The sequence below is a fragment of the Dactylosporangium darangshiense genome, from assembly GCF_039537565.1.
GTDB lineage: Bacteria > Actinomycetota > Actinomycetes > Mycobacteriales > Micromonosporaceae > Dactylosporangium > Dactylosporangium darangshiense.
Genome location: NZ_BAABAT010000009.1, coordinates 161,844 through 178,102, shown reverse-complemented (window position 1 = coordinate 178,102; position 16,259 = coordinate 161,844). Strand labels below are relative to the sequence as shown.

The window sequence follows — 16,259 nt, the reverse complement described above, 5'->3', positions numbered from 1 at the left end:
CTCAACTGCTGTGGATCAGCGCGGCGCGCCGCTCGCTGGGGTCGTGCCCGGTCACCGCGACGGTGGCGTGCCGGCCGCGGGTCGTGTGGTCGGGGATCTGCGCCGGCTCCGGCCGGCCGTCGGCGGGCTCGTCGACCCCGTGCAGCTGCGGCGGGAACGGTGCGCCGGCCTCGATCAGCGCCTGGTACGCCTCCAGCCACCGCGTCTGGTTGAAGCCGACGGCAGCGGTGAGGCGGCCACGGTACCCGTACGCCGCCACGAACCGCCGCTGCGCGACCGACCCCTGCGCGATGACGACCTCGTCGGCCAGCGTCGGCACCCCGACGGACTTGATGTTCGTGTCGAACTGCGCCGACCAGAACACCGGCACCGCCAGGTGCGGCCAGCGCTGCGTCGCCGGGCTGACCATGTTGTGCGCGGCGATCTGCGCCTGCGCGACGGCGTTGCCCCAGTGCTCCAGGGCCAGGAACTGGAAGTCGTACAGCGGGTGCGGGAACCGCGCCACGTCCCCGGCCACGAACACGTCGTCGGTGACCACGCCCGCGGAGTCGAAGACGCGGCAGCCGGCGTCGCAGCCGACGCCCCAGTCGCCGACGGCGAGGCCGCTGTCGCGCAGCCACTCGGTGTTGCGCACGGCGCCGAGCGCGACCACGGCCACCTCGGCGTCGACGGTGGTCCCGTCGGACAGGTGCGCGCGGCGCAGCCGCCCTTCGGTGTCGCCCTCCAGCCGCGTGACGGTGGCACCGCAGCGCAGGTCGACGCCGTGCTCGCGCTGCAGGTCGGCGGCGACGGCGCCGATGACCCCGCCGAGCGCGCCCACGAGCGGCGCGGACCCGCGCTCGACGAGCGTGACCGGCAGGTCCTGGTCGCGGCAGGCGGAGGCGACCTCCGAGCCGGTGAACCCGCCGCCGATGACGAGCACGCGCCCGGGCCGCTGCGCGAGCCGCTCCCGCAGCCCGGTCGCGTCGTCGCGGGTGCGCAACACGAACACCCCGTCGAGGGCCGCCTCGTCCGGGTCGAACCACGGCCGCGCCCGGGTGCCGGTGGCGATGAGCAGCTTGTCGTAGCCGACGGCGCCGCCGTCGGCGAGCCGCACCTGCCGCGCCTGCTGGTCCAGCCAGATGGCCGGCACGCCGAGCATCCACCGCACGTCGAGCTCGTCGACGCGCGGGAACGCGGTGTGGTCGGGTGGCACCCACCCGCCCAGGACCTGCTTCGACAGCGGCGGCCGGTCATAGGGCCGGTACGGCTCGTCGCCGATCAGCGTGAGCGAGCCCTTGAACCCCTCACGCCGCAACGTCGCCGCCGCGACCGCCCCGGCAAGGGATGCGCCCACGACCACGATCCGTCCCGCGCGCCGCAGCGACTCGGTCGCGGCGTCGTGCCCGTCGTGCGACGGCGGCGTGTGCGGCCGCTCGGGCATCCCGGCCACGGTCATCGCCGACTCCACGGCGGCCTCGGGGTCGTCGACGCGGTCGACGAGGATCGCCTGCACCGGGCAGGCCGCCGCGGCCCGCAGCACGCGTTCGCGCTGGGCGTCGTCGGGCGCCGGGTCGTACATCAGCGAGTCCGTCCCGCGCATCCGGAACACATCCGGCGCGAGGAAGGCGCACTGCGCGTACGACTGGCAGCGCGTGAGGTTCACTACGACCCGCATAGCCGCACCTCCGGAATCGGCCGACACGTCGCACTGCCCGGCCGGTCCCCCGGCAAACCTCCCGCACCGCTGAGCTCGACCGGCCGGCGCATGTGCTCGGGCACGTGCTCCAGCAGGGGGCGCATCGCCTCGAGCGCCGCGACGATCTCGAGCCGGGCCTCGGGTGCGGTGCCGAGCGCCTCGGCGCTGAGCAGGATGCCCCGGCTGCGGTACCACGCGACGAGCGGCCCGCTCACCGCGTCGTGCCCGGCCCTCGGCAGCAGGGCGACGTCCGCCGTCAGACCGAGGTCCAGGGCGATCTTGTAGCCCTCGCGGGCCTGGTCCAGGGTGCACGGCAGGCCCTCCATCAGGTACTGGCCGCCGGCGCGCACGCCGGCGAGCTCCCGGCGGAACAGCTCGAGCGCGATCCGGTCGGGCACCACCTCGCCGCGCAGCAGTCGCTCGCGCGCGGCGCGGCCGAGGTCGGTGCCGCGGACGATCTGGTCGCGCAGCAGCTCCCGCATCGCCAGGTGCGCGATGTCGAAGTGGGCTGCGATCGCCGCGCCCCACGCGCTCCCGGCCGCGCCGGGCGATGCCAGCAGGATGATCCGCATTGTCTCGCCTCCAGCGACAGACTGTGGTTCCTCCTCGCACCGTCCGGCACCGGCCCGGTCCGCCGCATGGGTCAGATGACCGTATGGGCGACGCACCCGTCCGGCGGCGGGGATGCGACGTACGCGCATGCGGTCATCTGACCCATGCCGGCCATTTGCCGGCCGCCGCAGGATTCGATGCATCCGCGGTCACATCGCCGAGCCAGGAGGAACACATGAGAGTCGTGATGATCGCGCCGCCCGGTGCGGGCAAGGGCACGCAGGGCGCGCTGCTGGCCGCCGACCTTGGCGTCCCGCGCATCGCCACGGGCGACCTGCTGCGCGACCACGTCGCCCGCCGCACGGCGATCGGCCAGGCGGTGCGCATCCATCTGGACCACGGCCGTCTCGTGCCCGACGACATCGTGCTGGAGATGGTCCGCCAGGCGATGGTCGCCGCACAGGCGACCGGCCGCGGATACGTGCTCGACGGGGTTCCGCGCACCATCGCGCAGGCGCGGGCCGGGTTCGACATGGCCCGGCGGCTGGACATGACGATCGACATGGCGCTGCACCTGCGCGTCGATGACCACGAGGTGCGGCGGCGGATGCTCGCGCGGGCGGCGGTCGAGCACCGCAGCGACGACACGCCGGAGGTCATCGACCGCCGGCTGCGGCAGTACCACAGCTCGACGCCGCCGATCCTCGACTGGTACGGCCGGCGGGGCGTTCTGGTCAGTGTCGACGGGATGGGCACCGTCGACAAGGTGCGCGACGCGATCCACGGCGCGACCGGGGCGCTCACGGCGGCGGCGGTGGCTCCTGTGGCCTGACCGCCCGGAGCGCGTCGCGCAGGGCCGCGCGGGACGTGATCCCGAGCTTCGGGAACAACCGGTGCAGGTGGGCGCCCACCGTGCGGTGCGACAGGAACAGCCGCTCGCCGATCTGCTTGTTGGTCATGCCGGTGGCGGCCAGCTCGGCGATCTGCCGCTCCTGCGCGGTCAGCGCCGCCGGGCGCCGCTCGGGGGTTCCGGCGGCGAGCCCGGTGGCGCGCAGCTCGTCGTGGGCCCGCCGAGCCCACGGCCGGGCGCCCAGTCGCTCGAAGGTCTCGGCAGCGGCGCGCAGGTGCAGGCGGGCCGCCGTGGTGTCGCGGGCGCGGCGCAGCCACCGCCCGTACGCGAGGTGGATGCGGGCCTGTTCCCACGGCCACCGCTCGGCCTCGGGCCGAGACAGGGCGGCCGCGAACAGCGGGCCGGCCTCGTCGTCCGGCGCTGCCAGCGCCGCCGCCCCGGCGGCGATCAGCTCGGTGCGCGGCGAGGCGTGGAAGAGCCCCGCCCGCCGGGCGGCGGCGACGTGGGCACGGGCCCGCTCGGTCCGTCCGGTGTGGACGTCCGCCTCGACCAGGTCCAGGACCAGCCACCGGCCCGGGATGCCCGTGCTGGGGATCTCGGGCCGGCCGATCCAGGAGGCCTGGGAGTAGGCCTCCTCGTAATCGCCCTCGGCGAGCGCCGCCAGGACCCGCGCATGCCGGGCGAACGCCTGGGTCAGCCCGAGGCCCCGCGGCACGGCCCAGGTGGTGACCTCGTCGGTCAGGGCCCGGGCGGCGGCCGCGTCGCCGCGCACGGCCGCGACGAAGGCCTGCCTGATGCGCAGCTGGGCCTCGATGAGGTGGTACCCGTACGCCGCGGCCAGGTCCAGCCCCTCCCGCGCGAGGGCCTCCGAGTCGTCCCATTGGCCGTGTGCGAAGGAGTCGGTGCTCAGCAGCAGCAGCCCGGCAAGCACCACCGCGTTCGAGCCGCCGACGCGCTGCTCCGCCTCAATCATGACCTTGCAGGCGTGGCGGTAGTCGCCCAGCAGGTCGAGCCGCAGGGCCGCGAACGCCAGCGGGATGAGCCAGCGGGGGGCGGTCACGGCGGGCAGGGCGGCGAAGGCACGGTCGACGCCGGCATGCAGCGTCGAGTAGGTCCGCTCCGGATGGGTGAAGGCGTCGTAGCACAGCCGCAGGGGCACCGCCGGTCCGGGGTCGTGCCGGGCCAGCGCGCCGCCAAGCAGGTCCCAGAAGTCGCCGCGGGCGGCGTAGATGCACACGAACAGCAGCGCGGCGAGCAGGTCGTCGATTTAGCGGCTGGCGGTCTGGGCGGCGTCGGCGTCCTCGATGGCGCGCGACAGCAGCCGGTAGGCGCCATCGACGTCGCCGTCGGCGTTGAGCAGGTAGACCGCCGTCGCCGCGGCGAACACCGATCCGCTGCGCGCGTCCGAGGCCGATCGGGCGTCGGCGGCCATCCGGGCGTCGGCGAGCAGGTGGGTCACCCGCTCCAGCGGCCCGGTGCTGCTGGCCAGGTAGGCCGCCTCAATCAGCCGCCGGGCGCGGTCGGCCGCGCGCGGGCTCAGCTCGGCGGCGCGGACCAGCGCGGTCACCGCAATCGCCGCACGGCCGCGCCGGAAGTCGGCGAGGAAGGTCTGCTCCAGCGCGGTGGCCACCGCCTCGTCCGGCCCCTGTGCGGCCGCGGCCAGGTGCCACGCCCGGTCGCTCGCCGCCTCGGCCCGCTCGGCCAGCCCTCGGTGCGCCCATCGACGGTCGGCCGGCGCGCACAGTTGGACGATCGCCGAGCGGACCACCGGCGGGCGAAACGCGATGCGGATGCCGACCGGGTCGGCGTGCACGAGGCCGGTACGGCGCGCCGGCTCGAGGTCGTCGGCGCTCGCGCGCCCGCGCGCGGCCGGCAGCAGCGTGGCGAGCCCCGCGCCGGGCTCCAGGGCGGCCAGCAGCAGCAGGCGCCGGGTCGGCACCGACAGCCGCTCGACCGCGGGCGCAAGGGCGGCCTCCAGCCGGCCCGACAGCGGCAGGAAGGTCGGCAACGGCTCCTGGCCGCTGCGCTGCCGCTCGGTCAGGGCCCCGGGCAGTTCCCGCAACGCGAGGGGGTTGCCGCCCGCCTCGTCCAGCAGCCGGCGCCGCACCGGCGGCGCCAGGTCGTCGCCCTCGGCGTCAAGCACGGCGGCCGCCGAGCGCTCGGCCAGCGGCCCGACCGTCGCCTCCGGCAGCCCCGCGCCGTCGAGGACGCCGGCAGGCCCCGTCCGCGCGGCGGCCAGGAAGGTCACGCCGGTGCCGGCGAGGCGGCGGGCCACGAAGCCGAGAACCCTGGCGCTGGCGTCGTCCAGCCGAGCCACGTCGTCGACGGTGAGTAGCACCGGGAGTTCGGCGCCGATCTTCACCAAGAGGGCGAGCACCGCCGTCGCGACGGCAACCGGGTCCTGGGAGCCGGCGCGCGCGAGGTCGGGCACCCCCGGCAGTCCGCCGCCGCGATCGTGCAGCGGATACAGCAGCTGGTGCAGCGCGGAGAAGGCGATCCCGGCCTCAGATCGTGCGCCGGCGGCGCGCAGCACCCGCATCCCGGCCGCCTCGGCCCGCGCCGCGGCGGCGTCCAGCAGGGCCGTCTTGCCGATCCCGGGCTCGCCGCGCAGCAGCAGGCACGGCTCCACCGCGGACCGCCCGGCCAGCAGCGAGTCGATGCGCTGCAGCTCGTCGGTGCGCCCCGGCAGTTCGACCACGGCCTGCGCTCCCACTGGCCATCCCGCGTGCGACGAAGGGTTCCGGTCCCTTCGACCGTAGCGCCGGCGGCGGGTCAGGCGGGCGGGACGTGGATGAGGGTCTGCGCGACCTGACCGTCGCCGATCGGGCGGGTGTCCACGGTGGCGAGGACGTCGAAGAGGTACCGGCGGCCGCGGGCCTCGGCCACGACGGCCGTGACGGTGACCTCCTGGCCGGTGCGGGCCGGGCCGGTGTGGCGCACGCCGATCCAGGTGCCCAGCGACGCCGTGCCGGGCGCGAAGCGGGCGCGCAGGATGTCCGCCGCGGTGTCCTCCATGAAGGCGATGAGCGACGGGGTGCTCAGGACCGGCTCGGCGTCCGGGACGTGGTCGGTGGTGTCGGCCGCGGTCACCGCGAACAGGCGCGTGTACGTCGTGCCGGGCGCCGGCTCGGTGCGCAGCAGCGGGTGCGGTCGCGGCACCCGGGCCGCGCCGCGGCGCACGCGCAGGTCGGCGACGATCCGGCCGGCGTCGGTGAGGCGCACCGTGACCGTGCGGGCGTCGCGGGCCGCGACATGGGCGCCGAGATGTGTGCCGGGCGGGTCGCCGTGCCACAGGAGCTGCTCGATGTGGTCGCCCTCCGGGACCGGGATGGGCGGCAGCGCCGCGCTCACCGGCACGTCGAGCGGCCTGCCGATGGGTGCCAGCCAGATGTCGTCCACGCGCGCTCCCGCCTTGACACGATCTCTCCGACCGAATCAGAATGGCACAACCAAGCGCTTGTTTGGTAGAGGCGGAAAGGGGTCGGCTCGTGCAGTTCCCACCCGGAACGGCTCCCGAGGCCGGAAGCGTCCACGAGAAGTACGTCGCCGAGCGCGACGCCGACGTCGGGCGCTGGGGGACGCGGACGCTGCCGGACGTGGTGCGCGGGCACGCCGCGCAGAACCCGGACGGGCTCGCGTTCATCGCCGGCGACGAGCGGATGACGTGGCGGCAGTTCGACGCGTGGTCGACGGCGTTCGCCGGGCGGCTGGCCGGCGCCGGGCTCGAGCGCGGTGCGCGGGTCGGGGTGCTGCTGCCGGACGGGGTCGGGGTGCACGTGGTGTACCTCGCCGCGATGAAGGCCGGCGTGGTCGTCGTCGCGATCGGGCCGCGGGCCGCCCGCCTCGAGGTGCGGCACCTGCTCACGGTCGGCGGGGCCACCGCGCTCGTGTCGCCGGCCGAGCACCGCGGCGCGCCGGTGGCCGAGATGGTGGAGGGGCTCGGCATCGAGCGGCACATCATCGTCGACGGCGACTGGGCGGCCGAAACCCCGGAACAGGACCTGGCCGGGCGCGAGCTCGGGCTCGGCGACATCCACCTGCTCAACTCGACGTCCGGCACCACCGGGATGCCCAAGTGCGTGGTGCACAACCAGAACCGGTGGTTCTACTACCACGAGCTCGCCGTCGAGTGCGGCGACCTGCGCGGCGACGACGTGTTCCTGACCGTCATCCCGGCGCCCTACGGCTTCGCGCAGTGGACGGCGAACTTCACCCCGACGCTGCTCGGCGCGCCGACAGTGGTCATGCCCCGCTTCGACGCCGGCGAGGCGCTGCGCCTCATTGAGCGCGAACGGGTCACCGTGGTCTGCTGCGTGAGCACCCAGTTCATCATGATGCTCAACTCGCCCGTCGCCGACGAGGTCGACCTCTCCTCGCTGCGCTGCATGTTCACCGGCGGCGAGGCGGTGCCGTTCGAGCGGGCCGCCGAGTTCGAGCGGCGCACCGGCGCGAAGGTGCTGCAGTTCTTCGGCTCCAACGAGACCGGCGCGCTGTCGCGCACGTCGGTGCGCGACACCACCGAGCAGCGGCTGCGCACCGCCGGGCGGGTCATCGACGAGATGCGGGTGCGGCTGTTCGCCGCCGACGGCACCGACGTCACCGCCGCCGGCGGCCCCGGGCAGGCGGCCTGCGCCGGGCCGGCGACCTGCCTGGGGTACTTCGCGGACCCGGAGGCCAACGAACGCCTCTTCACGCCGGACGGCTGGATGCTCACCGGCGACATCTGCACCATCGACGCCGACGGGTACCTGCGCGTGGTGGACCGCGTGTCGGACTTCATCATCCGCGGCGGCAAGAACATCAGCGCCGCCGCCGTCGAGGACCAGGTCGGCACCCACCCGGCGGTGGCGATGGTCGCCGCCGTGGCGGTGCCCGACCCGACGTTCGGCGAGCGCGTCTGCGCCTTCGTCGTGCTGCGCGAGGCCGCGACCCTGGACCTGGACGCCCTGCGCGCCCACCTCGACGCCCGCGGCGTGTCCCGCGAGAACTGGCCGGAGCGCCTGGAGATCGTCGACGACCTCCCGCGCGGCTCCGGCGGCAAGATCGCCAAGGCCCAGCTGCGGGCCCGGCTCCGCGGGGCCTAGACCTTCACCAAGCGTGGCCGGGGGCGGGCACCGCCTTGACCTCAAGCGGGCTATATGTCCTAACGTCACGCCATGACGTCGGAGACACTGCTCGACTCGCTGGAGCGCCTACGTGGCACCGGGAGCGAGTTCGCCGGGTTCCTCGCCAACCACGGGCCAATGGGCGCAGAGGCCCTGGTGACCCTGGGGGCCGGGGACTACGCACCCGGGTGGACGACCCGGTACCGGCGCGCCCGCGACCTGGAGGCTGCGCCGGCGCCGGACCGGCCGCTGCATGACGATGAGTGGCGGCAGGCCACCGGCGATGTCCGGCTGCTGGCCCGGTGGGTGGCCACCACCCGCCGCGACCTGGCCGAGGCGCCGTGGGGCGACGTGCTCGCCACCTGGTGGCCCCGGCTGCTGCCGGGGCTGGCGGCCAGCGCCACCCACGGTGTCATCCGCACCGCCCACGCGGTCCGGTCGTTGGCCAACGCGGGCGCCGATCCGGATCCGCTGCTCGTGGACGAGCTCGCGCACGGGCTGGCGCTGTGGGGAGCGCGTTACCAGCCGCTGCCGGGCAACCCGCGCCTCGCCGGCCCGTACGGTGCCCGCGACGCGCTGGCACGGCTGCCTCGCAGCGACGCCGACGAGCCGGTCACCGGTCCCGGCATCGGCGGTGCCCTGGGCCGGCTCGTCCGGTTGGACGGCTTCGCTCCGGCGCTTGACACCTACGGCGCTCCCGCCGACCCCGACGAGGCGCTGGACGAGCTGATCGCCGCGGCGGCGCGGGTGCTGTGGACCCATCCTGACCAGCCCATCGGCTTCTGTCACGCGGTGACCGCTCCGGCGGCCATCCGGCTGGTGCTGTCCCACCTGCCGGCGGTCCAGCACCGGCCCACCATCGCCGCCGCCTGGCAGGTGCTGGCCGGGATCATCGCCGCCAGTTCCCCGGACGCGGCCGCCGACGGGCTGAGCCGGGAGGTCCCCGACCGGGCCCCGGCGCCGGAGACCGTGCTGGGGCGTGCGGTCGAACACGGCGACGAGCATGTGATCAAGCTGGCCGAGGCGGCGATCCGGGAGCACGCGCGTACCGGCGACCCGGTCCTGCTCCACGCAGCGCACGCGTTTCCTGACCGGCTCCCGCCCATGTCGTAGTGTGCGGCTGGAGTGCGCTCGTGGACCTGCGCCCCCAGTTATAACGCGCGGTGCAGGCCGACCGGGCTGAGCGGTCCGACCGAGCCGGCCTCGAAGGCGGCGGCGACCGAGCCGACCGTCCAGGCCGGATTGAGGGCGCCGTCGCCCTGGACCGTCGGGTGGGCGATCATCGACAGCTCGTCGCCGTCGATGCGCACGACCTGGCCGTGCAGGGCGGCGGCGTCGGAGAGCAGGTACACGACCGCCGGGGCGTTCTGCGCCGGGTCCTTGTGGACGTTCTGGCCCTGCGCGGACGCGCCCAGGTAGGTCTCGTAGGCGTCGGCCATGCGGGTGTGCGCGTTCGGGGAGACGGCGTTGACGCGCACGCCGGTGCCGGCGAGGTCGGCGGCCCAGCAGTACGTCAGCGACGCCACCGCGCCCTTGCTCGCCCCGTAGGCGCCCATCGCGGCCGAGCCGGCGTGCGAGCCCGAGGTGACGTTGACGATCGAGCCGCGGCCGCGCGGGAGCATGGCGCGGATGGCGTGCAGGCCGCAGTACGCGGTGCCGAGCACGTTCACCTCGACGACGGCCCGGAACTCGTCCGGCTCCTGCTCCGCCGGGGCGGCCAGGCGGAAGATGCCGGCGTTGTTGACCAGGCCGTCGATGGCGCCGAACGCCGAGACACAGGCGTCGACGATCGCGCCGGCTTCCGACCAGTCGGCGACCGAGCCGGGCACCGCCTCGGCCCGGCCGCCGGCGGCGCGGATCTCCGCCGCGACCGCGGCGGCCAGGGACTCGTCGACGTCGTTGACGACGACCGCGGCGCCCTCGGCGGCGGCCAGGCGGGCGTAGGCGGCGCCGAGGCCGCGGCCGGCGCCGGTGACCACGACCGCCTTGCCGTCGAGGAACCCGGTCACGACAGGCGCTCCACGATCATCGCCATGCCCTGGCCGCCCGCGGTGCACATGGTCTCGAGGCCGAACTGCGCGTCGCGGTGCACGAGGCCGTTGAGCAGCGTGGTGGCGATCCGCGCGCCGGTCATGCCGAACGGGTGGCCCAGGGCGATCGCGCCGCCGTGGACGTTGACGCGCTCCGGGTCGGCGCCCAGCTGGCGGTACGACGGGATGACCTGCGCCGCGAACGCCTCGTTGATCTCGATGAGGTCGATGTCGCCGATGCTCATGCCGGCGTGCGCGAGGGCGCGGCGGCTCGCCTCGACCGGGCCGAGGCCCATGATCTCGGGGCTGAGCGCGGAGACGCCGGTGGCGACGATGCGGGCCAGGGGCGTCAGCCCGAGCTCGCGGGCTCGGGCGGCGCTGAGCACGATCAGGGCGGCGGCGCCGTCGTTGAGCGGGCAGCAGTTGCCGGCGGTCACGGTACCGTCGGGGCGGAACACCGGCTTGAGGGCGGCGACCTTGTCCAGCGTCACGCCGGCGCGCGGGCCGTCGTCGCGGCGCAGCTCGGTGCCGTCGGGCAGGGTGACCGGGGTGATGTCGAGGTCCCAGAAGCCGTCGGCCTGCGCCTTCTCGGCGTTGTTCTGGCTGCGCACCGCGAACTCGTCCTGCTCGTGGCGGCTGATGCCGCACAGGGCGGCGACGTGCTCGGCGGTGTCGCCCATCGCGATGTACACGTCGGGCAGCTCGCCGGCCTCGCGCGGATCGGTCCAGGGCACGCGCGATCCGCGCTCGGGCCAGCGGGGGTTGCGGGTGCCGGGCATGCCGTCGGACTTGCCGGCCGGGTAGTGCGAGACGACCTCGGCCCCGGCGGCGACGAACGCGTGGCCCTCCCCCGCCCGGATGGCGTGGAAGGCCATCCGGATCGCCTGCAGCGAGGAGGCGCAGTAGCGGTTGACGGTGGTGCCGGGCACCATGTCGAGGCCGAGGTGCAGGGCGACCTGCCGGCCGAGGTTGTACCCCTGTTCGCCGGCCGGCTGCGCGCACCCGAGCAGCACGTCGTCGAGCGTTGCCGGGTCGAGGGCGGGCACCTTGGCGAGGGCCTTGGCCACGACCTGCGCGGCGAGGTCGTCGGCACGCACACCGGTCAGGGAGCCCTTGTAGGCGCGGCCGATCGGCGAACGGACGGCAGAGACGATCACGGCGTCCAATGTGGATCCCCTTTCACTGCGCGACGGTCCAGCCGCCGTCGACGGGCAGCAGGACGCCGTTGACGTACGCGGCGCCCGGCGAGAGCAGGAACAGCACGGCGGCGGCGACGTCCTCGGGCCGCCCGGCGCGACCCATCGGGTTGCGCTGGATGAGCGAGCGGCCCAGCGGCGAGTCGGCGAAGCCGGCCATGCGTGGCGTGTCGATGAAGCCTGGTGCGACGGCGTTCGCGCGCACCCGGGGTGCCGCCCGGGTCGCCAGATGCCGGGTGTATCCGGCGATCGCCGCCTTGCCCGCGCTGTACCACGGCGAGTCGGTGCCGACGAGGTTTCCGGCGACGGAGGCGACGTTGACGACGGCGGCCCCGTCCGGCGGCCCGGTCGCCAGCCAGGCGGAGGTGACGGTCTCGACGCTGCCGGCGGTGAACGCGAGCCCGTCGGCGAACGCCAGCGACGGGCCGCCGCTGGCCGGGCCGGCGTTGTTGACGAGGTAGCGCACCGGCCCGGCGTCGGCGAGCGCGGCGGCGACGGCGGCCGCGTCGCGCACGTCGACGACGGCTCCCCCGGGCGTCGGCGCGAGGTCCCATACGACGACGCGCAGGCCCTCCGCGGCCGCGCGGGCGGCGGTGGCGGCCCCGATGCCGCTGGCGCCGCCGGTGACGACGACGGTGTCGCCGGGTGTGAAGCCGAGGCTCATCGCGCACCCGCCCGCAGCGTCGTCTTGAGCACCTTGCCGCTGGCGTTGCGGGGCAGGGCCGGCACGAGCACGAACGAGCGCGGCTGCTTGTAGTTGGCGAGCCGCTCGCGGCAGAAGGCGGCCAGGTCGCCGGGGTCGGGCGGCGGGCCGGGCCGCGCGACGACGAACGCGCGGGCGACCTCGCCGAGCCGCTCGTCGGGCACGCCGATGACGGCGACCTCGGCGACCGCGGGGTGGCGGGCGAGGACCTGCTCGATCTCGGCCGGGTAGGCGTTGAAGCCGCCGACGATGAACATGTCCTTGAGCCGGTCGGTGATGCGCAGGTAGCCGCGCTCGTCCAGCGTGCCGACGTCGCCGGTGTGCAGCCAGCCCTCGGCGTCGATGGCGTCGGCGGTGGCGCGGGGGTCGTCGAAGTACCCCCGCATGACGTTGTAGCCGCGGATCAGGACCTCGCCGGTGGTCTCGTCGATGCGCACCTCGACGCCGGGGACCGCGGCGCCGCAGGTGGTGGCGACGGTGTGCGGGTCGTCGTCGGGGCGGCACATGGTGGCGGTACCGCACGACTCGGTGAGCCCGTATGCGGTGAGCACGGTCTGCAGGGCGAGCTCGGCGCGCAGCCGCTCGATCATGACGACCGGCACGATGGTGGCGCCGGTGACCGCGACCCGCAGGCTGGACAGGTCGTAGCCGGCCCGGCCGGGGTGGTCGAGCATCGAGGTGTACAGCGTCGGCGGCCCCGGCAGCACGGTGATCCGCTCGCGCTGCACGATCTCGAGCGTGGTCGGCACGTCGAAGACGGCCTGCGGCACGATGGTGGCCCCGCGCAGCAGGCAGGCGATCACGCCGGCCTTGTAGCCGAAGGTGTTGAAGCAGGGGTTGACCAGCAGGTACCGGTCCCCCTCGCGCAGCCCCGCCAGCTCGCTCCAGGCGACGTAGAGCTCGGTGCTCTGCCGATGGGTGAGCATCGCGCCTTTGGGGTGGCCGGTCGTGCCGCTGGTGAAGAACAGGTCGGAGAGGTCGTCGGGGTGCACGACGGCGTCGACGGGCCGGCCAACGGCGACGAACGCGTCCCAGCCGGCGAGGTCGACGGTCTCGGCCAGGTCCGGCAGTGGGGTCTCGGCCGCGGCGGCGGCGAGCGAGTCGATGTAGCGGTTGCCGAGGAAGCCGTCGTCGACCAGGAGCAGGCGGGCGCCGCTGCGGGCGAGGATGTACGCCGCCTCGGGCCCCTTGAAGCGCGTGTTCAGCGGCACGAGCACCCCGCCGGCTGAGACGATGCCGAGGGCGGCGACGATCCAGCGCCAGCCGTTGGGTGCCCACAGGGCGACCCGGTCGCCCTTGGCGATGCCCCGGGCGGCGAGGGCCTCGGCGAAGCGGTCGACCTCCGCGCCGAGCTGGGCGTAGGTCAGCCGGACGGCGCCGTCGACGATCGCCTCGCGGTCGCGGTGGTGCGCGGCGCCGGCCCGGACCAGGTCTGGCAGGGTGCGGGCGTCCAACGGTTCCATGACAGGCACCTTACCAACCAAGCGCTCGTTTGGTAAGGTCTGAGCATGACGGAGGCATACCTGGTGGAAGCGGTCCGCACGCCGGTGGGGCGCCGCGGTGGCGGCCTGTCCGGCGTCCACCCGGCCGATCTCGGCGCGCACGTGCTGCGCACGCTGGTCGGCCGCAGCGGGATCGACCCGGCCGCGGTCGACGACGTGATCTTCGGCTGCGTCGACGCGCTCGGCCCGCAGGCCGGCAACATCGCCCGCACCAGTTGGCTCGCCGCGGGCCTGCCCGAGCACGTGCCGGGCGTGACCGTCGACCGGCAGTGCGGCTCCTCGCAGCAGGCGGTGCATTTCGCGGCGCAGGCGGTCATGTCGGGCACGGCCGACCTCGTCGTGGCCGGCGGCGTGCAGAACATGAGCGCGATCCCGATCTCGGCGGCGATGCTGGCCGGGCGGCAGTACGGCTTCGACGACCCGTTCCGCGGCTCGGCCGGCTGGCGGGAGCGCTACGGCGAGCAGGAGATCAGCCAGTTCCGCTCGGCCGAGCTCATCGCGCGCAAGTGGTCGCTGACCCGCGAGGAGATGGAGCGGTACGCCCTGGACAGCCACCGCCGCGCGCTCGCCGCGATCGACGGCGGGCGGTTCGCGCGCGAGATCGAGCCGATCGCCGGCGTCGAGCGCGACGAGGGCCCCCGCCGCGACACCAGCCTGGAGAAGATGGCGACCCTGCCGACGCTCACCCCGGACGGGGTGGTCACCGCCGCCCTCGCGAGCCAGATCTCCGACGGGGCGGCCGCGCTGCTGGTCGCCTCCGAGCGGGCGGTGCGCGAGCACGGGCTGCGGCCCCGCGCCCGCGTCCACCACCTCTCGGTGCTCGCCGACGACCCGGTGTACATGCTCACCGGGCCGATCCCGGCGACCGCGCACGCGTTGCGCCGGGCCGGGCTGACGATCGGCGACATCGACCTCGTCGAGATCAATGAGGCGTTCGTACCCGTGGTGCTCTCCTGGCTGCACGAGACCGGCGCCGACCCGGCGCGGGTGAACGTCAACGGCGGCGCGGTCGCGCTCGGCCACCCGCTCGGCGCGACCGGCGCCCGGCTGATGACGACGCTGCTGCACGAGCTGGAGGCGCGCGGCGGGCGGTACGGGCTGCAGACGATGTGCGAGGGCGGTGGTACGGCCAATGTCACCGTCATCGAGCGGCTCTGAGCCGGCGGCGATCGTCACCGGCGGCACGCGCGGCATCGGGCGCGCGGTCGCCGAGCGTCTGGCCGGCGCGGGCTACCGCGTGCTGACCTGCGGCCGCCGCGAGCCCGATGCGCTGCCGGACGGCGTCGCGTTCCTGCGGGCCGACGTGCGCGAGCCGCAGGAGGCGGCCGCGCTGGTCGCCGCCGCCGTCGACGCCTACGGCCGGCTCGACCTGGTGGTGAACAACGCCGGCGGCGGCCCGCCCACACCGGCCGCGACCGCCTCACCCGGCCTCGTCACCGCGATCGTGCGGCTCAACCTGCTCGCGCCGTTCTTCGTCGCCCAGGCCGCCAACGCCGTCATGCAGGGCCAGGACGGCGGCGGGCTCATCGTGAACATCGGCAGCGTGTCGGCGCTGCGCCCGGCGCCCGGCACCGCGGCGTACGCGGCGGCGAAGGGCGGCCTCGAGGTCCTCACCCGCGCCCTGGCACTGGAGTGGGCGCCGAAGGTGCGGGTCAACACCGTCACCGCGGGCGCGGTGCGCACGGAGGACAACGCGGCACACTACGGCGACGAGTCCGCATTGGCCGCGGTGGCCGCGACGGTACCGCTGGGACGCATGGCCACGCCGCAGGACATCGCCGACGCCGTGCTGCTGCTCGCCTCTCCCCTGGCCGGCTACGTGACCGGCGCGTCGCTGGTCGTCGACGGCGGCGGCCAGGTGCCGCGGTACTCCGACACGGCCCGGCCTCAGACGCCGTAGCCGCCGTCGACGTCGAGCTTCTGCCCGGAGATGAACCGGGCGCGGTCGCTGGCCAGGAAGCACACCGCCTCGGCCACGTCCTGTGCGGACCCGAACGAGCGCAGCGGGATGTTGGCCCGGGCCGCCTCCAGGGCACGCTCGTCGAGGTCGCCGGAGGCCATGAGCCGGGTGGCCATGCCGTCGGTGAGCATGCCCGGGCCGACGCAGTTGGCGCGGACGCCGTAGCGGCCCTCCTCCGCGGCGACGCCCCGCACGAGCGCCTCGACCGCGCCCTTGGGTACCGCCGACAAACCGTCCCGGACCGGGAACCGCCGCGTCGCCGCGGTCGTCACCGCTACCAGGCTCCCGCGGGCGGCCCGCAGCGCCGGCAGGGCCGCGCGGACCACGTTGAAGCAGGCGAGCACGTCCTGGGCGACCTGCTCGGCGAAGCGGTCCGGCTCGACCCGGCTCAGGTGCATCATCGGCACGTGGGGTCCGGCGGCGTGCACGAGCGTGTGCACCTCGCCGGCCGCCTCGATGAGCGCGGCGCACGCGGCGGGATCGGTCAGGTCCGCTCGCACCGCGCTCGCGCGGGGCAGCTCGGCGGCCAGGGCATCGGCCACCGCGCCGGCGGAGCGGTAGGCGAGCACGACGGCGCTGCCGCGGGCGGTGAGCATGCGCGCGACGGCGGCGCCGATCCCGCCCGTGGCACCGGTGACGACCGCGACCCCGCGGCGGTAGGCGAAATCTCGCTGCATGACCCG

At 75.2% G+C, this 16,259-nt stretch carries 15 protein-coding genes; 5 read left to right on the top strand and 10 right to left on the bottom strand.

The features are described from left to right. Position 1 precedes the first annotated feature (1 nt). Both ABD901_RS19265 and ABD901_RS19260 read right to left on the bottom strand, forming a co-directional pair. A complete protein-coding gene (locus ABD901_RS19265) occupies positions 2 to 1,657 on the bottom strand; it encodes an FAD-dependent oxidoreductase (RefSeq protein ID WP_345128415.1) in 1,656 nt (551 codons plus the stop codon). Continuing rightward, positions 1,645 to 2,250: a nucleoside monophosphate kinase gene (locus ABD901_RS19260; protein WP_345128413.1), complete on the bottom strand. Its 606-nt coding sequence runs from the start codon at positions 2,248 to 2,250 to the stop codon at positions 1,645 to 1,647. Before ABD901_RS19260 ends, ABD901_RS19265 begins: the two co-directional genes overlap by 13 nt. Positions 2,251 to 2,465: 215 nt before the next feature. Between ABD901_RS19260 and ABD901_RS19255 the strand changes: the two genes are divergently transcribed. Beyond that, positions 2,466 to 3,062 carry an adenylate kinase gene (locus ABD901_RS19255; RefSeq protein ID WP_345128411.1) on the top strand — a complete coding sequence of 199 codons (597 nt, stop codon included), beginning with the start codon at positions 2,466 to 2,468 and terminating at the stop codon, positions 3,060 to 3,062. Here ABD901_RS19255 and ABD901_RS19250 read toward each other — a convergent pair. From ABD901_RS19250 to ABD901_RS19240, 3 genes are all read right to left on the bottom strand, one after another. Further along, complete coding sequence (locus tag ABD901_RS19250; RefSeq protein WP_345128410.1) at positions 3,031 to 4,317, bottom strand: LuxR C-terminal-related transcriptional regulator; 1,287 nt, start codon at positions 4,315 to 4,317, stop codon at positions 3,031 to 3,033. The two genes, ABD901_RS19255 and ABD901_RS19250, sit on opposite strands and share 32 nt — an antisense overlap. 30 nt (positions 4,318 to 4,347) lie before the next feature. After that, positions 4,348 to 5,778 (bottom strand): AAA family ATPase, encoded by a 1,431-nt coding sequence (locus tag ABD901_RS19245; RefSeq protein WP_345128409.1) that lies wholly within the window; start codon positions 5,776 to 5,778, stop codon positions 4,348 to 4,350. A 74-nt stretch (positions 5,779 to 5,852) separates the two neighbouring features. Then, positions 5,853 to 6,479 (bottom strand): thioesterase family protein, encoded by a 627-nt coding sequence (locus ABD901_RS19240; protein WP_345128407.1) that lies wholly within the window; start codon positions 6,477 to 6,479, stop codon positions 5,853 to 5,855. An 89-nt stretch (positions 6,480 to 6,568) separates the two neighbouring features. Here ABD901_RS19240 and ABD901_RS19235 point away from each other — a divergent pair, with 89 nt between their 5' ends. Together ABD901_RS19235 and ABD901_RS19230 are read left to right on the top strand one after the other, a co-directional pair. Continuing rightward, the gene (locus tag ABD901_RS19235; protein WP_345128406.1) at positions 6,569 to 8,164 is read left to right on the top strand and encodes a class I adenylate-forming enzyme family protein; all 1,596 of its coding nucleotides are present in this window, start codon (positions 6,569 to 6,571) and stop codon (positions 8,162 to 8,164) included. A gap of 72 nt (positions 8,165 to 8,236) precedes the next feature. Beyond that, a complete protein-coding gene (locus ABD901_RS19230; protein WP_345128405.1) occupies positions 8,237 to 9,298 on the top strand; it encodes a hypothetical protein in 1,062 nt (353 codons plus the stop codon). A 38-nt stretch (positions 9,299 to 9,336) separates the two neighbouring features. Here ABD901_RS19230 and ABD901_RS19225 read toward each other — a convergent pair whose 3' ends face one another. Genes ABD901_RS19225 through ABD901_RS19210 form a run of 4 tightly spaced genes read right to left on the bottom strand, consistent with a single transcriptional unit; the run spans position 9,337 to position 13,577 of the window. Beyond that, entirely contained in the window at positions 9,337 to 10,194 is an 858-nt protein-coding gene (locus ABD901_RS19225; protein ID WP_345128404.1) for an SDR family NAD(P)-dependent oxidoreductase, read from the bottom strand. After that, positions 10,191 to 11,381: an acetyl-CoA C-acetyltransferase gene (locus ABD901_RS19220; protein ID WP_345128403.1), complete on the bottom strand. Its 1,191-nt coding sequence runs from the start codon at positions 11,379 to 11,381 to the stop codon at positions 10,191 to 10,193. Before ABD901_RS19220 ends, ABD901_RS19225 begins: the two co-directional genes overlap by 4 nt. Positions 11,382 to 11,394: 13 nt before the next feature. Next, positions 11,395 to 12,075 carry an SDR family NAD(P)-dependent oxidoreductase gene (locus tag ABD901_RS19215; RefSeq protein WP_345128402.1) on the bottom strand — a complete coding sequence of 227 codons (681 nt, stop codon included), beginning with the start codon at positions 12,073 to 12,075 and terminating at the stop codon, positions 11,395 to 11,397. Further along, on the bottom strand, positions 12,072 to 13,577 hold the full coding sequence (locus ABD901_RS19210) for a FadD3 family acyl-CoA ligase (RefSeq protein ID WP_345128401.1): 1,506 nt from the start codon (positions 13,575 to 13,577) through the stop codon (positions 12,072 to 12,074). Before ABD901_RS19210 ends, ABD901_RS19215 begins: the two co-directional genes overlap by 4 nt. Before the next feature lie 45 nt (positions 13,578 to 13,622). Here ABD901_RS19210 and ABD901_RS19205 point away from each other — a divergent pair, with 45 nt between their 5' ends. Beyond that, positions 13,623 to 14,774, top strand: a complete 1,152-nt coding sequence (locus ABD901_RS19205) for an acetyl-CoA C-acetyltransferase (RefSeq protein ID WP_345128399.1) — start codon at positions 13,623 to 13,625, stop codon at positions 14,772 to 14,774. After that, entirely contained in the window at positions 14,749 to 15,516 is a 768-nt protein-coding gene (locus tag ABD901_RS19200) for an SDR family oxidoreductase (RefSeq protein WP_345128398.1), read from the top strand. Before ABD901_RS19205 ends, ABD901_RS19200 begins: the two co-directional genes overlap by 26 nt. Here ABD901_RS19200 and ABD901_RS19195 read toward each other — a convergent pair. Continuing rightward, positions 15,504 to 16,253, bottom strand: coding sequence for an SDR family NAD(P)-dependent oxidoreductase (locus tag ABD901_RS19195; protein WP_345128397.1), 750 nt, complete (start codon positions 16,251 to 16,253; stop codon positions 15,504 to 15,506). The two genes, ABD901_RS19200 and ABD901_RS19195, sit on opposite strands and share 13 nt — an antisense overlap. Positions 16,254 to 16,259: the final 6 nt, after the last annotated feature.